The 14,521-nt window shown below is 74.2% G+C and carries 9 protein-coding genes; 7 read left to right on the top strand and 2 right to left on the bottom strand.

What is annotated here, in order from left to right:
* The 4 genes from ACZ7KF_RS27030 to thpD form a co-directional block, all read left to right on the top strand.
* A partial coding sequence (locus ACZ7KF_RS27030; protein WP_471080117.1) for an aminotransferase class III-fold pyridoxal phosphate-dependent enzyme occupies window positions 1-403 on the top strand: 403 nt, incomplete at its 5' end.
* A 78-nt stretch (window positions 404-481) separates the two neighbouring features.
* Window positions 482-886, top strand: coding sequence for an ectoine synthase (locus ACZ7KF_RS27025; RefSeq protein ID WP_225827633.1), 405 nt, complete (start codon window positions 482-484; stop codon window positions 884-886).
* A 1-nt stretch (window position 887) separates the two neighbouring features.
* A complete protein-coding gene (gene ectA / locus ACZ7KF_RS27020; RefSeq protein ID WP_471080114.1) occupies window positions 888-1,454 on the top strand; it encodes a diaminobutyrate acetyltransferase in 567 nt (188 codons plus the stop codon).
* Window positions 1,451-2,341 (top strand): ectoine hydroxylase, encoded by an 891-nt coding sequence (gene thpD, locus ACZ7KF_RS27015; RefSeq protein ID WP_471080111.1) that lies wholly within the window; start codon window positions 1,451-1,453, stop codon window positions 2,339-2,341. Before ectA ends, thpD begins: the two co-directional genes overlap by 4 nt.
* A 55-nt stretch (window positions 2,342-2,396) precedes the next feature.
* On the opposite strand, the gene ACZ7KF_RS27010 is transcribed toward thpD, so the two are convergent.
* Window positions 2,397-3,407 (bottom strand): GlxA family transcriptional regulator, encoded by a 1,011-nt coding sequence (locus tag ACZ7KF_RS27010; RefSeq protein ID WP_225827636.1) that lies wholly within the window; start codon window positions 3,405-3,407, stop codon window positions 2,397-2,399.
* Window positions 3,408-3,477: 70 nt separating this feature from the next.
* On the opposite strand from ACZ7KF_RS27010, the gene ACZ7KF_RS27005 reads away from it, so the two are divergent.
* Window positions 3,478-4,806 (top strand): MFS transporter, encoded by a 1,329-nt coding sequence (locus ACZ7KF_RS27005; protein WP_471080107.1) that lies wholly within the window; start codon window positions 3,478-3,480, stop codon window positions 4,804-4,806.
* An 11-nt stretch (window positions 4,807-4,817) separates the two neighbouring features.
* Here ACZ7KF_RS27005 and ACZ7KF_RS27000 read toward each other — a convergent pair whose 3' ends face one another.
* The gene (locus ACZ7KF_RS27000) at window positions 4,818-5,666 is read right to left on the bottom strand and encodes a UTP--glucose-1-phosphate uridylyltransferase (RefSeq protein WP_471080104.1); all 849 of its coding nucleotides are present in this window, start codon (window positions 5,664-5,666) and stop codon (window positions 4,818-4,820) included.
* A 291-nt stretch (window positions 5,667-5,957) separates the two neighbouring features.
* Here ACZ7KF_RS27000 and ACZ7KF_RS26995 point away from each other — a divergent pair, with 291 nt between their 5' ends.
* Both ACZ7KF_RS26995 and ACZ7KF_RS26990 read left to right on the top strand, forming a co-directional pair.
* Window positions 5,958-6,899 carry a hypothetical protein gene (locus tag ACZ7KF_RS26995; RefSeq protein WP_471080101.1) on the top strand — a complete coding sequence of 314 codons (942 nt, stop codon included), beginning with the start codon at window positions 5,958-5,960 and terminating at the stop codon, window positions 6,897-6,899.
* Window positions 6,900-7,402: 503 nt separating this feature from the next.
* Complete coding sequence (locus ACZ7KF_RS26990) at window positions 7,403-14,521, top strand: SDR family NAD(P)-dependent oxidoreductase (RefSeq protein ID WP_471080098.1); 7,119 nt, start codon at window positions 7,403-7,405, stop codon at window positions 14,519-14,521.

Here is a 14,521-nt window from a genome sequence, read left to right as displayed (position 1 = left end):
CGTGTGGGAGCCGGGCGAGCACAACGGCACCTTCCGCGGCAACAACCCCGCCTTCGTCACCGCCACCGCCGCCCTGGAGACCTACTGGACCGACGCGTCCGTCATCGAGAAGCAGACCCGGACCCGGGGCGAGCAGGTCGAGCAGGCACTGATCTCCATCACCGAGGAGAACCTCGCCGACGTACGGGAGTACCGCGGACGCGGGCTCGTCTGGGGCCTGGACTTCCACGACACGACACGGGCCGAACGGGTCGCCCGCCGCGCCTTCGAACTCGGGCTGCTCGTCGAGACGTCCGGGCCGGAGGGGCAGGTCGTCAAGTTGCTGCCCGCCCTCACCATCACCCCCGACGAGCTGGACGAGGGCCTCAGCATCCTCGCCCGCGCCGTCCGCGAGACCACCTGACCCGCCCCCACCACGACCCCTCACCCCTCACCCTCACCCTCACCGACCGAACACCCCCGATCCAGGAGGCAACGCACCGTGATCGTCCGTTCGTTCAAGGAGATCCAGGACACCGACCGCCATGTGAAGGCCGCGTCCGGCACCTGGGAGAGCAAGCGCATCGTGCTCGCCAAGGAGGGCGTCGGCTTCTCCCTGCACGAGACCACCGTCTACGCGGGAACCGAGACGACGATGTGGTACGCCCACCACATCGAGGCCGTGCTGTGCGTCGAAGGGGAGTCGGAGCTGACGAACGAGGAGACCGGGGAGAAGCACTGGATCACCCCCGGCACCATGTACCTCCTCGACGGCCACGAGCGGCACACCCTGCGCCCCAAGACCGACTCCCGCTACGTCTGCGTGTTCAACCCGCCGGTCACCGGCCGGGAGGACCACGACGCGAACGGCGTCTACCCCCTGCTCACGGACGAGAAGGCGGCCTGAGATGGCGACCGCGAGGGCCAAGCCCGTCTTCCGCACCCCGACCCCGGACGACGGAATCAAGGTGTGGGAACTGGTCGAGAACACCCCCGGCCTGGACTCCAACAGCCCCTACGCGTACGTCCTGTGGTTCCGCGACTTCGCGGACTGCTCGCTGGTGGCCACCGTCGACGACGAGATCGTCGGCTTCCTCACCGGCTACCGCCGTCCCGAGGAACCGGAGACCTACTTCGTCTGGCAGACCGCGGTCAGCCCGCGGCACGGCATCCCGTTCCTCGGCGTGAAGCTCTTCGAGGAGGCGGCCGAGCGGCAGCGCGCCCGCGGAGCGCGCTTCGTGGAGGCGAGCGTGTCCGCCGAGAACCGTTCCATCCTCATGGTGCTGCGGCAGTACGCCCGCCGCCGGGCGGCCGACATCACCGAACAACTGCTCTTCCCCGGCGACCTGCTGGGCGAAGGCCATCACGACGAGATCCTCCAGCGCATCGGGCCACTGGCCGCCGAGGAGCCGGCCCCGACCCTCCGGCCCGACGCCGACACCCTCCCCTCCCCCGCGAAGGAGACCGCCGCATGAGCACCACCGTGCGTCCCGACCTGTACCCCACCCGCGTCGCCGGCGAAGCCGTCCCGCAGCCGCGGGTCGACCCCACCGTGTGGGGCCAGGGTCCCGGCCCGCTCGGCACGGAACAACTGGCGTCCTACGAGTCCAGCGGCTACCTGGTCCTCGACAACCTGCTGTCCGCGGACGAGGTCGAGACCTACCGTGACGAGCTGCAGCGCCTGGGCCGGGACCCGCAGCTGCGCGCCACCGAGCGGGTCGTGCTGGAACCGGACTCCGACCGGGTCCGCTCGGTGTTCGAGGTCGAGAAGGTCAGCGAGGTCTTCGCCCGGCTGCTCTTCTCCTCCCGGCTCACCGACATCGCCCGGCAGGTGCTCGATTCGGACGTCTACGTCCACCAGAGCCGGGTCAACTACAAGCCCGGCTTCGGCGGTGCCGAGTTCGACTGGCACTCCGACTTCGAGACCTGGCACGCCGAGGACGGCATGCCCCGGCCCCGCGCGTTCAGCGTCTCGATCGCGCTGAGCGAGAACCACCCGTTCAACGGACCGCTGCTGGTCATGCCGGGCACGCACAAGACGTTCATCCCCTCGGTCGGGGAGACGCCGCCCGACTTCCACAAGGAGTCGCTGCGCGTGCACCGCATCACCGTCGGTTCCCCCGGCCCGGAGCACCTGACGCGGATGGCGGAGCGGCACGGCATCGAGCAGATCACCGGCCCCGCCGGATCCGCGGTGATGTTCGACTCGAACCTGCTGCACGGTTCCAACGGCAACATCACCCCGTTCCCGCGCTCCAACATCTTCATCGTCTACAACAGCGTGGAGAACACGCTGGAGGAGCCGTTCGCCGCGCCCAAGCCGCGTCCGCAGCACCTCGGCAACCGCGAGTTCCGGCGCTAGCCGTCCGTTCAGTTCCCTCGCGTGGGGCGGCCGTTCCCGGCCGCCCCACGCCGCGTCATGCCGCGGTACCGGGTCCGCGGAAGGTGGCACGGTAGGCGCTGGGCGAGGTACCCAGCGCCGCGTGGAAGTGCTGCCGCAGATTGGCGGCCGTGCCCAGCCCCGCCTGCTCGGCCACCTGCTCCACCGGCAGATCCGACTCCTCCAGCAGCTCCCGGGCCCGCTCCAGACGCTGCTGGGTCAGCCAGTTCATCGGAGTGGTGCCGACCTCGTCCCGGAAACGGCGGGTGAAGTTCCGTACGCTCATGGCCTCCTGGGCGGCCAGCTGCCCCAGGGTGATCGGCTCGCCCAGCCGCTTCAGGGCCCAGCCGCGCGCCGCGGCGGTCGACGGCGACGACGGCTCCGGCACGGGTTGCCGGACGAACTGCACCTGCCCGCCCTCCCGGTGCGGGGGTACGACGGTGCGGCGGGCGACGTCGTTGGCGACGGCCATGCCGAAGTCACTGCGGATCATGTGCAGGCACAGGTCTATCCCGGAGGCGCAGCCCGCCGACGTCAGCACCTCGCCGCCGTCCGTGTACAGCACATCCGCGTCCAGCTCCACCTGCGGGAACAGCCCCGCGAAGCGGGCGGCGTAGCGCCAGTGCGTCGTGGCGACGTGCCCGTCGAGGAGGCCGGCGGAGGCGAGGACGAAGGCGCCGGTGCAGATCGAGGCCACCCGGGTGCCCGGCCTGATCCGGGCGAACGCGTCGGCGAGCGGCCCCGACAGACCGGGCTGCTGCTGCTCGTAGTCGTCGTAGGAGGACAGCACGATCACGGTGTCGGCCTGCGCCAGTGCCTCGGGCCCGTGGCCGACGTTGAGGGTGAAGTCCCCGTCGGTGCGGACCTCGCCGGGCCCGAGGGCGCAGGTCACGACCTCGTACAGGGGCTCTCCGTCCGCGGACGCCCCGGCCCGGGCCTGTCCGAACAGCTGGTGGACGATGCCCAGTTCGATGGGCAGGGTCATCTGGCGGGCCAGTACGGCGACGCCGTGACGTGCGGGGTGCGAGAAGACTGTCCTGTCCGGCATGGCCACATTCTTGCGCATCATGGCCATCCAGACACTCGCTGGGTGATCGGGATCCGGACAGGCTGGAAGCATGGTTCAGCACGCGCAGACCCCTGTGACCTCACCCCCCACCACCGCGCCGGCCGGCTCGCGTCCGGCGGGGCGCCGGGCGTGGGCCATCGCCGTCGTCGCCGGCGCGGCCATCGTCACCGCCGGTGCCTTCACCACCGTCCCGGGCCTGCTGGTCACCCCCCTGCACCAGGAATACGCCTGGGACCGCGGCCAGATCGCGCTGGCCGCCTCCGTCAACATGGTTCTCTTCGGCTTCACCGCCCCGTTCGCCGCCGCGCTGATGGAACGCGCCGGCATCCGCCGCGTGGCAGCCGGTGCCATGCTCCTCATCGCCGCGGGCGCCCTGCTCACCAACGCGATGACCGCGCCCTGGCAGCTGACCCTCTACTGGGGCGTGCTGATCGGCCTGGGCAGTGGCTGCCTGACCATGACCTTCGCCGCCCTCGTCACCAGCCGCTGGTTCGTCCACCGACGCGGCCTGGTCACCGGTGCGCTGAGCGCCTCCAGCCATCTGGGCCAGCTGCTCTTCCTGCCGCTGCTCGCCTGGGCGGTCGACCACTACGACTGGCAGCCCCCCGTGGTCACCCTCGCGCTCGCCGCCCTGACCGTGTCGGGCCTCGTCGCGCTGTTCCTGCGCGACCATCCGGCCGACGTCGGCGCGCGGCCGTACGGAAGCGAGGAGTTCGTCGCCAAGCCCGCTCCCGCGCAGGGCGCCGCCCGCCGCACCGTGACGGTCCTCCTCGCGGCCGCCCGGACCGGCACCTTCTGGCTGCTGGCCGGCATGTTCGTCATCTGCGGCGCCTCCACCAACGGGATCATGTGGAGCAACTGGGTTCCGGCCGCCCACGACCACGGCATGCACGCCACCGTCGCGGCGTCCATGCTGTCCCTGATCGGTGTCTTCTCCGCCCTGGGCGCGGCCGTCTCGGGCTGGCTCACCGACCGTTTCGACCCCCGGCGGCTGCTGACCGTCTACTTCACCGTCCGCGCGCTCACCCTGCTCGCCCTGCCCCTGGTCTTCACCGCCTCGGCTCAGCCCTCCATGATCGCCTTCGCCGTCGTCTACGGTCTCGTCGACGTCGCGACCGTCCCCCCGGTCATCGCCCTCAGCCAGCGGACCTACGGTGACGACGGCCCCATCGTCTTCGGCTGGACCAACTCCGCCCACCAACTGGGCGCCGGCGTCTCGGCGTTCCTGGGCGCCACCGCACGGGACGTCTTCGGCAGCTACGACACGGTGTGGATCACCCTCAGCGCGGTCTGCCTCGTGGCCGCCCTGCTGGCCATGGTGGTCCGGATGTCCGACGGCGCCCGCGGACTCGCCCCGAAGGCCGAAGCCGCGCGCTGACGCCGGCGCCGTCAGGCGGCCCGGCGCGGCTCGTCGCCCTCGGCCGTGGTGTCGGGCAGCCGGGCCGCGAACTCCTCGAGCCAGCCGGTGAACTCGGGGCCGAGGTCCGGGCGGGCACAGGCCAGGCGTACCACCGTGCGCAGATAGTCGGCCTTGTCACCGGTGTCGTAGCGCAGCCCCTCGAAGACCACCCCGTGGACGGTGCCGCCCGCCGCCAGTTCCCGCAGGGCGTCGGTCAGCCGGATCTCGCCGCCGCGGCCCGGCGGGGTGCGCTCCAGGACGCCGAAGACGGCCGGATCGAGGACGTGGCGGCCGATGACCGCGTACCGGCTCGGCGCGGTTCCGGGTACCGGCTTCTCCACCAGTCCGGTCACGCGGACCACGCCGTCCTCGCCGGCCGGTTCCACCGCCGCGCAGCCGTAGCGGTGGAGCTGCGCCGGGTCGGCCTCCATCAGCGCGACCACACTGCCCTCGTACCGGTCACGGACCTCCAGCATCCGGCTCAGCAGCGTCTCGCGCGGGTCGATCAGATCGTCGCCGAGGAGGACCGCGAAGGGCTGGTTCCCGACGTGGTGCCGGGCGCACAGCACGGCGTGGCCGAGGCCCAGCGGGTCGCCCTGCCGGATGTGGTGGATGTCGGCGAGCCGCGCCGGGTCCCGCACGGTGTCCAGCCGCACGGTGTCACCCTTGGCCGCCAGCGCCTGTTCCAGCTCGAAGGCGTGGTCGAAGTGGTCCTCGAATGCGCGCCATGCCGGGGCACCCGGATGAGAGAACCCCCGGAGCGGCGTGGGAACCCGCTGTGGGCGCGCCCCGGCCGCGGCCCCGGAAGCCGGAGAGCACGGATGTCGTCCGACGGCCATCGCACCGCCGTCGCAGGGAAGTTGAACCGCCGGAACGGACACGCCACGGGGATACCGCCGGTAACCATTGAGCGGTAAACCGGATGTGCCCGGCGGGGCATTCCGACTTCTTGTTTCCTGTGAGTCGTTTGTGCCAAGGTGAGCCTCCCGCAGGAGGGCAAAGGCGGACCTCGACGTCCATGCCGGCCCTTTGGGTAGGCACCCATCAGGCACTGCTTTTCCGATCAGGCACCGCTTTCCGACAGGACGGCCCCGTGCATGCGGACCTGCGGCTGGAAAGGAATCGGTTCCGTGCAGTCCCCCCACCCCCCACGCCCGCCACATCCGCCCCCGCCCGGCCCGGCCGGCGAGTCCGATCGCCACCTCGTCGCCCTGCTGAGCGGCCCCGGTGACGGTCATCACCACGCCGTCGCCCAACTGCTCGCCCGGCACTGGCGGGCCACGCGCGACTACGCCGTCGTCTGCCTGGCCACCGCCACACCGGCTGCCCAGCTGGTGGCCACCGCCGCCTTCCACCGGGTCCTCGGCGGCACGACGGGCGGAGTCCTGGGGGTCGCCCTGCGCCCGCACCTGCTGGTCGCCGTCCGTGACGTCGTCCGCGCCTGGGCCGCGGACGACGCGGCCCGCGTCGCCCTGCCGGAATTGCACAAAACCACCGGTGGTCGCGGGCTGCGCGCGACAAAACCCGGCCCGCCGGAAAACAGGCGGATCGCCGCCCGCGCATTCCGGGCCCTGCCCGGCGCCTCGCAATGCCTTCTCTGGCACACGGAGGTGGAAGCCGAACCCATATCCATACCGGCGGGTCTGCTGGGGGTCGACGTGGCCACCGCGACGACCGCCCTGGAACAGGCGCGTGAGCAATTCCGCGCCGGTTGTGTACGCGCCCACGGCGAACTCGCGCCCACCGAGGAATGCCGCTTCCACAACCGGATCCTCGACGTCCCCATCCGCCGTGGCAGCGCCCCGCTGCCGGACGGGCGGCGGCACCTGACGGTCTGTGGCCACTGCCGGCACGCCGCCGAACAACTCGGTCACTTCGACGGCGGCCTGCCCCTCCTGCTCGCCGAGGCCGTGCTCGGCTGGGGCGCCCGCCGTTACCTCGACTCGCGCCCCGGACCCGGACCACTCGCGTCCGGGCCGGGTGCCCCGGCCGCCGGCACCACGCGGCCCGGGGGCGGCGGGGGCGGTCGGGGTGCCGCGTTCCGGAGGCGCGCCGGAGAAGGGGGCCGGTGAGCGGGGAGGCCGGGGGAGCGGAGGGCTTCAAGGGCCGGGGGCGGCGAGTGCCCCCGCGCCGCGCGTCGAACGGCGCCGAGTGTCCCCGCGCCGCTCGCCGAACGGCTGCGAGTGCCCCCGCGCCGCCCTGGCCGTATCCCGTCGGCCCGGTTCGCGCCACCGGGGCGACGCCATGGGGAATTTACAGACCGCGCCCGGATGTCCCGGCGCATGGCGCGAGCGCGAGTGCCGGACGAGGCGAGCGTACGGTTTGACACGCTTGTAGCGGTATGTCGTGCGAGGGTGGACGGCCCTCCCTGCGCGCCTGCGCAAGGGAATCGCTGGATTTACCGCGCCTTGCGACGAATTCGACGGGCTGGCCGAATCAGCGCCACCGTACGGGGAAAGGCTGCGGCGTTATTGACCCGCGAGTAATGACCTCGCTAGTTTCCGGTGCCCCGCACCAGAGTGTCTCGCCGCGCATACCCCCCACCGTGCAGTCTCGCCGATCGTGCCGGAGCATCATGACCTCCCCTGTGCGTGCCCATGACCTGATCCTGTGTCTCACCCCGTTCGGAGAACCCGACGCCGGCCTCGCCGCCGCCGCCTCCGCTGCCGGCGCGCTCGGCGTCCTGGACCTGGGCGCCGGCGACCGAAGATCCCGTGAACAGCTGTCCCGGTTGAGACGGGCGGCACCGGGCGCCTTCGGCATCCGGGTCACCGGGCGCTGCGCCCTCACACCCGCGGAGCTGGGCGGCCCCGTGGACACCGTGGTCCTCACCCCCGACGCCACCTGGAAGCCCCATGAACTCCCATCCGAAAGCCGGGTGTTGGCCGAAGTCACCGACCTCCGGCAGGCCCGGGCGGCCGTGCGCGCCGGTGCGCGGGGGCTGATCGCCCGAGGCGGTGAGAGCGGCGGCCGGGTCGGTGAACTGAGCACCTTCGTCCTGCTGCAACAGCTCCTGGCGGACCCGGAGTCGAGCGGCGTCCCCGTATGGGCCTGCGGCGGCATCGGCCCGCGCACGGCGGCGGCCGCCGTGGCGGGCGGGGCCGCCGGTGTCGTCCTCGACAGCCAACTGGCCCTGCTGGCCGAGTCGGAGCTGCCCGAGGCGGTCCGGTCGGGCTTGCGCTCCCTGGACGGCTCGGAGACCGTGGTGCTGGGCGGGCACCGGGTACTGCGGCGACGCGGACCCGATGCCCCCCAGCCGCCCGCCGACGACCCCGAAGCGGTCGCGGCCCTGCTGGGCGCCCGCGAACCGCGTGGCCGGCTGCTCCCGGTGGGCCAGGACGGCTTCCTCGCCGCCCGGTTCGCCGAGCGGTGGCGGGACGTCCGCGCAGTCGTGCGCGGGCTCTCGGCGGCGATACGGGAGGCGACCGGAACGCCGGTGCCGACGCCTGCCGCGGATGCGGCAGCACCCGGGGCGGCGGTGCCGACGCCGTCCGCGGGCACGGCCCCGGACCCAGGCGCCACGATGCCGACGCCACGCCCGGACACGGCCCTGCGGCCCGGGGCGGCCATGAGCCGTGCGCTGGGGACCCGGCTGCCCGTGGCCCAGGGACCCATGACGCGGGTCAGTGACCAGGCCGGATTCGCCGCCGCCGTGGCCGAGGACGGGGCGTTGCCCTTCCTGGCGCTGGCCCTGGCCGACGGTGAACGCACCCGCACGATGCTCACCGAGGCGCGCGCCGTGCTGGCCGGCCGGCCGTGGGGTGTCGGCGTGCTCGGCTTCGCTCCGGAGGACGTCCGAGGCGCCCAGCTGGACGCCGTACGGGAGCTGCGGCCCACGCACGCGATCATCGCGGGCGGCCGGCCCGCCCAGGCCGCCGCGCTGGAGCGGGCCGGGATCCGCACCTTCCTGCACGTGCCGTCGCCCGGACTGCTGCGGCAGTTCCTGGACGCCGGCGTGCGCCGGTTCGTGTTCGAGGGGTCCGAGTGCGGCGGGCACGTCGGGCCCCGGGCCTCGTTCCCGCTCTGGGAGGCGCAACTCGGCGTTGTGGCGGACTTCCTGGCGGACGCCGAGGACGGGACGGCGCGGCGGCTGGAGGTGTTCTTCGCGGGCGGCGTCCACGACGAGCGGTCCGCGGCGATGGTCGCCGCCCTGGCCGCCCCGCTCACCGCGCGGGGGGCCGCCGTCGGCGTACTCATGGGCACCGCCTACCTGTTCACCGAGGAGGCCGTCGCCCGCGGTGCGGTCCGTCCGCTGTTCCAGCGGCAGGTCATGACCGCCACCGAGACCGCTCTGCTGGAGACCGCGCCCGGTCACGCCACCCGCTGCGTGCCCAGTCCCTTCACCCGGAACTACCGGGAGCGGGAGGCCGCGCTACGCGCGCAGAACGTGCCCGACCGGCAGGTCTGGGAGCAGCTCGAACGACTCAACGTCGGCCGGCTGCGCATCGCCAGCAAGGGCGTCTCGCGCGCCGACGACGGGGAGCTGCGGGACGTCGACGAGGAACGGCAGCTCGACGACGGGCTGTTCATGGCGGGCCAGGTCGCCGTCCTGCGCTCGGCGCCCACCACGGTGGCGGACCTGCACCGCGCGGTCACCGACGGCGCCGCCGACTTCCTGACCGCACGGGCCGCACAGGCCCCCCAGGTCACACCGACCGCGCCGGCCGCACGCCTCTCGGGAGCCGCGACGGCGGCACGAGCCGCTCGGACCGCGGACACCGCCGCGCAGGCCCCGCCTGCGCCCCCGCCGCTCGACATCGCGATCGTCGGCATGGCGTGCATGTTCCCCCAGGCACCCGACCTCGCCGCCTTCTGGGCGAACATCGTCGCCGGACGCGACGCCGTCACCGAGGTCCCGCCCGACCGCTGGGACCCCGACGTGCACCACACCGCCGGCACCACCGCGTCGAAGTGGGGCGGGTTCCTGCCACCCGTCCCCTTCGATCCGCTGCGCTACGGCATCCCGCCCGCCTCCCTCGGCAGCATCGAACCCGTCCAGCTGCTCTCCCTGGAGGCGGCCCGCAGGGCACTGGACGACGCCGGATACGGTGAGCGGGGGCGCGCGTTCGACCGGTCCCGCACCTCCGTCGTCTTCGGCGCGGAGGCCGGCAGCGACCTGTCCAACGCCGTCACCCTGCGTGCCGTCCTCCCGTCGTACTACGGCGAGGTCCCCGACGGACTGGAGGAGCAGCTGCCCCGGCTCACCGAGGACTCCTTCCCCGGCATGCTGGCCAACGTCATCTCCGGCCGGATCGCCAACCGCCTGGACCTCGGCGGCGCCAACTACACCGTCGACGCCGCCTGCGCCTCCTCCCTCGCCGCCCTCGACGTGGCCTGCAAGGAACTCGTCTGCGGCACCAGCGACGTCGTGCTGTGCGGCGGCGCCGACCTGCACAACGGCATCAACGACTACGTCCTGTTCTCCTCCGTCCACGCGCTCTCCCCGACCGGCCGGTCCCGCGCCTTCGACGCCGCCGCCGACGGCATCGCCCTCGGCGAGGGCGTGGCCTGTGTGGTCCTCAAGCGGCTCGCGGACGCCGAACGCGACGGCGACCGGATCTACGGTGTGGTCAAGGGCCTCGGCTCCGCCAGCGACGGCCGTTCCCTCGGCCTGACGGCACCCCGTCCCGAGGGCCAGCGGGCCGCGCTGCAACGGGCGTACCGCAACGCCGGTGTCCCGCCCGCCGCCGTGGGCCTGCTGGAGGCGCACGGCACCGGCACCGTCGTCGGGGACCGCACCGAACTCGGTGTGCTCGGCGAGGTGTTCGCCGAGGCGGGCGCGACGGCCGGCGGCTGCGTGCTCGGCTCGGTCAAATCGCAGATCGGGCACACCAAGTGCGCCGCCGGACTCGCGGGCCTGATCAAGACCACCCTGGCGCTGTACACCGGCGTCCAGCCGCCCACCCTCCACCTGGACCGGCCCAACCCGGCCTGGGAGGAGGAGAACAGCCCGTTCGTCTTCCACACCCGCGCCCGCCCCTGGGCCGCGCCGGCCGCCGAACGCTTCGCCGGGGTCAGCGCGTTCGGCTTCGGCGGCACCAACTTCCACGCCGTACTGGCGGCGTACGGTGACGCACCGCCGCCCCGGCAGACGCTGGACGCCTGGCCCGCCGAGCTGTTCCTGTTCCGGGGGCGGGACCTGGCGGCGGCCCGCCGGGAGGCCGAGGAGATCCTCCGGGCCGCCGAGACCCCCGGCAGCCCCTGGCGGCTGCGGGACCTCGCCCTCGCGGCGGCCCGCCGCGCCGACACCTCGCACGAACCGGTACGGGCGGCGGTCGTGGCCCGGGACACCGGGGAACTCACCGGGCAGCTGCGGCGCGTCCTGGCCGGGGAGCACGACCCCGGCGCCGGGCTCCACCTCGCGGACCCGGACGACGCCCGCGACCACCCGGACACCGCCGACGGCCGGCTCGCCCTCCTCTTCCCCGGCCAGGGCAGCCAGCGCACCGGCATGCTCGCCGACCTCCTGATCACCCTGCCCGAGCTGCGGCACTACCTGCACCTCGGCCGCGCCCACGCGGACCGCCTCTTCCCGCCGGCCGCCTTCGACGACACCGCCCGCGAGCGCCACCGCGCCGCCCTCACCGACACCCGGACGGCCCAGCCCGCCCTCGGCATCACGGGCCTCGCCGCCCACGCCTTCCTCACCTCGGCCGGCGTCCGACCGGACCTGGCCGCCGGACACAGCTACGGCGAACTGGTCGCCCTCGCCGCGGCCGGCGCGCTCGACCCGGAGACCCTGCTGGAGCTGAGCGCCGAGCGGGCCGCCGCGATCCTCGCGGCGGCCGGCGACGAACCCGGCACCATGGCCGCCGTGGGCGCCCCCGCCGAGGCCGTCGCCCATGCCCTGCGCACGGCCGGGGCACCCGAGTCCGTCGTCGTCGCCAACCGGAACTCGCCGGAGCAGACGGTGATCTCGGGACCCACGGCGGACGTCGACACCGCCGTACGGGCACTGCGCGCGGCCGGGTTCGGCGCGCGCCGCGTCCCGGTGGCCTGCGCCTTCCACAGCCCGCTGGTGGCCGCCGCGGGGGAACGGTTCGCCAAGGTGCTCACCGACAAACCGGTCCGGGCACCCGAGTTCCCCGTGTGGTCCAACCGCACCGCCGCGCCGTACCCGGCGGACCCCGACGCCGTGCGTGCCGGACTCGCGGCCCAGATCGGCGCCCCGGTGGCCTTCGCCGCGCAGATCGAGGCGATGTACGAGGCAGGGGCCCGGATCTTCGTCGAGGCGGGGCCGGGCACCGTCCTCACCCGGCTCGTCGGCCAGATCCTCGGCGACCGCCCGCACCGCACCGTCGCCTGCGAGCCACGGGCCGACAGCGGCCTGGCCGGCTGGCTCGACGCCCTCGCCCGACTCGCCGTCGCCGGGCAGCCGGTGCGTACCGCCTGGCTCTTCCGCGGCCGTGACGCCGTCGACGCGCTGCGCACCCCCGCGCCGAAGCGGCCCGGCTGGACGGTCGACGGACACCTCGTCCGCACGGCCGACGGAGCACTCCTGCCCGGCGCCCTGGCGCCGGCCCGACGCGTCGTGGAGACCACTGTGACGAGCGACCAGCCGAACGGCGCCCCGGCCGACCGGGACGCGCTGATCTCCGAATTCCTGCGCACCAGCCGGGAGATGATCGCGGCCCAGCGGGACGTGCTGCTCACCTACTTCGGCGCGACGGGGGTCTCGGGCGCGGCGGGGGCCGCAGACGCCACGGGTGCGACGGGTGTGACGGGTGCCATGACACCGGGGCCCGTCGTGCCTTCCGCGCCTCTCGCGTCTCCCGCGCCGCTTCCGGCCGTGCGGCCCGCCGAGCCGGTACCCCTGCCCTCCGCCGAGCCGCGGGCGCCCCGGCCGACCGAGGCGGAAGCGACCGTCGACGTCGAACGAGTCGTACGGGAGATCATCAGCGAACGCACCGGCTATCCCCTCGACATGATCGAGCCCGACCTGGACCTGGAGGCCGACCTCAGCATCGACTCCATCAAGCGGGCCGAGATCGCGGGCGAACTCGCCCAGCGCCTGGGCCTCACGGGCGGCGCGGAGCTGCTGGACGACGCGGAACTGGAGGAACTGGCCAAGGCGCGCACGACGGCGGCGGTGACGCAGTGGCTCACGGCACGGAGGGACACGGCCACCGACCACAGCGCGCACCCGGCACGGGACAGCGCCGAGGAGCCGACCCGGGCGGCCATCGGTACGGACATCCCCCTCGGTGTCGCCCCCCAGCGCTACGAGCTGCGCCCCGTACCGCTGCCGGACCCGGACCCGGCCACCGGCCTCGCCGGGAAACGGTTCGTGGTCGTCGGCGACGGCGACGGCGGTGACGACGACCACACCGGCGCGGCGGCCGTGCTCGCGGCACGGCTCGCCGCTCACGGCGCCGACGCCGTGATCCTCGACCGCGGTCACCTCCTGAGCGCGGCCGACGGCCCGGTCGACGGCGTCGTGTACCTGGCCGCGCTGCCCGGCCCGGACCTCCCGGTGCTGCCGGACGCCTTCCCCGTGCTCCGCGCGGCGCTGGCGTGCCGCCCCCGCCTGCTGCTGGCCGTGCGCGCCGCCGACGGCGCCGGAGCGCTGCGGTCGGCGGGCCTGGACGGGCTGTTCCGCAGTGTGGCCCGCGAATACCCGGACCTCCTCGCCCGGGTGCTGGCGGTGGACGACACCCGTCCGGCAGCCGTCACCGACGCGGTGATCGCCGAACTGCACGCCCCGCAACCGGCCCCCGTCGTGCGGCGCACGGCCGCCGGCCGCCGTCACGGCCTGGAGCTGGTGCCCGCGCCCCTCGGCCCGCTCGGCACCACCGGTGCCGGGCCCGCCGGAGACGGAGCGGCGGAGGCCGCCGCGCTCGGACTCGACCGGGACTCCGTGATCCTGCTCGTCGGCGGGGCCCGGGGGATCACGGCGAGGTTCGCGGCCACGCTCGCCGCCGCCTCCCGGTGCCGCCTCGAACTGCTGGGCCGTACCCCCGCACCCACCGCCCCCGAACCCCCGCACACCGCCGCCGCCCGCACCCCTGTCGAACTGCGGGCCGCGCTCGCCGCGGGCCCCGGCGCCCCGCAGCCCGCCGAGATCAACCGGACCGCCGAACGCGTCCTCGCCCAGCGGGAGGTCACCGCCACGCTCGCCGAACTGGCCGCTCTGGGCAGCCCGGCGCGCTACCGCTCGGTCGACTTCCGGGAGCGGGACGCCGTCCTCCAGGCCGTCAAGGAGATCCACGCCGAACACGGCCGGCTCGACGGAGTGGTCTTCGCCGCCGGGGTGATAGAGGACCGGCTGATCGCCGAGAAGACCCCCGAGTCCTTCCAGCGGGTCTACGGTACGAAGACGGCCGGGGCCGGCGCCCTCTTCGCCGCCCTGGACGACCTGTCCGCCGCACCGGCGTTCACCGTGCTGTTCGGCAGCGTCGCCGCCGTCCTCGGCAACCGGGGGCAGGCCGACTACGCCGCCGCGAACGACGCCCTGGAGGCGCTCGGCGCCCAGCGGGCCGCGCGCACCGGCCGGCGCACACTGACCGTCCACTGGGGCCCCTGGGCGCCGGCCGACGGCCACACCGGCATGGTCGGCGCGGAACTCGGCCGCGAGTACGCCCGGCGCGGCGTCTCGCTCATCGATCCGGACGAGGGCACCGCGGCCCTGCTCCGCGAACTGGCCTGGGGCGACCCGGCGGTCCGCGCCGTCGTCTACACGGCGTCGGGCTGGTGA

Source organism: Streptomyces sp. NPDC038200 (assembly GCF_055600785.1).
Note: the sequence above shows the minus strand (reverse complement) of the source record. Positions and strands in the feature narration are given on the sequence as shown.

Coding starts and splice junctions, on each gene's coding strand:
- thpD (WP_471080111.1), top strand. CDS start 1,451: ATGAGCACCACCGTGCGTCCCGACCTGTACCCCACCCGCGTCGCCGGC.
- ectA (WP_471080114.1), top strand. CDS start 888: ATGGCGACCGCGAGGGCCAAGCCCGTCTTCCGCACCCCGACCCCGGAC.
- ACZ7KF_RS27010 (WP_225827636.1), bottom strand. CDS start 3,407: ATGCCGGACAGGACAGTCTTCTCGCACCCCGCACGTCACGGCGTCGCC.
- ACZ7KF_RS27000 (WP_471080104.1), bottom strand. CDS start 5,666: ATGGCCGTCGGACGACATCCGTGCTCTCCGGCTTCCGGGGCCGCGGCC.
- ACZ7KF_RS26990 (WP_471080098.1), top strand. CDS start 7,403: ATGACCTCCCCTGTGCGTGCCCATGACCTGATCCTGTGTCTCACCCCG.
- ACZ7KF_RS27005 (WP_471080107.1), top strand. CDS start 3,478: ATGGTTCAGCACGCGCAGACCCCTGTGACCTCACCCCCCACCACCGCG.